Consider the following 1,095-nt stretch of genomic DNA (forward strand, 5'->3'; position numbering starts at 1 on the left):
GCCAGCGGTGGATGTGCTTCTGCCACAGCCACGACGAGTGTAACGATTACCAATAATCCAAGTGCTACAATCAGCTACGCAGGCACGCCTTATTGTAAAACAGCCAGTGCAGCCAGTGTAAGCCTAACAGGTTCGACAGGAGGAGCGTTTACTTCTGCACCATCAGGTTTGACTATAAATAGTTCAACAGGTCAAATCACGCCAAGCAGCAGTACGGCAGGAGTCTATATAGTTACTTATACCATAGCAGCCAGCGGTGGATGTGCTTCTGCCACAGCCACGACGAGTGTAACGATTACCAATAATCCAAGTGCTACAATCAGCTACGCAGGCACGCCTTATTGTAAAACAGCCAGTGCAGCCAGTGTAAGCCTAACAGGTTCGACAGGAGGAGCGTTTACTTCTGCACCATCAGGTTTGACTATAAATAGTTCAACAGGTCAAATCACGCCAAGCAGCAGTACGGCAGGAGTCTATATAGTTACTTATACCATAGCAGCCAGCGGTGGTTGTGCTTCAGCCACAGCCACGACAAGTGTAACGATTACAGATAGTCCAAGTGCCACTATTTCTTATGCAGGCACGCCTTATTGTAAAACAGCTAGTTCAGCCAATGTAAGCCTAACAGGTACAACAGGAGGAGCATTTACTTCTGCGCCATCAGGTTTGACTATCAATAGTTCAACAGGTCAAATCACGCCAAGTAGCAGTACGGCAGGAGTTTATACAGTTACTTATACCATAGCAGCCAGCGGTGGTTGTGCTTCAGCCACAGCCACGACAAGTGTAACGATTACAGATAGTCCAAGTGCCACTATTTCTTATGCAGGCACGCCTTATTGTAAAACAGCTAGTTCAGCCAATGTAAGCCTAACAGGTACAACAGGAGGAGCATTTACTTCTGCGCCATCAGGTTTGACTATCAATAGTTCAACAGGTCAAATCACGCCAAGTAGCAGTACGGCAGGAGTTTATACAGTTACTTATACCATAGCAGCCAGCGGTGGTTGTACCTCAGCCACAGCCACGACAAGTGTAACGATTACAGATAGTCCAAGTGCTACTATTTCTTATGCAGGTACGCCATATTGCAAA

1 pseudogene is annotated in these 1,095 nt (G+C 46.7%); it reads left to right on the forward strand.

Features of this window, described 5'->3' with window-relative positions:
- Positions 1–1,095, forward strand: a pseudogene (locus tag WAE64_RS24735) (hypothetical protein); the annotation flags it as partial.

Source organism: Emticicia soli, from assembly GCF_037860775.1.
Taxonomy (GTDB): Bacteria; Bacteroidota; Bacteroidia; order Cytophagales; family Spirosomataceae; genus Emticicia; species Emticicia soli.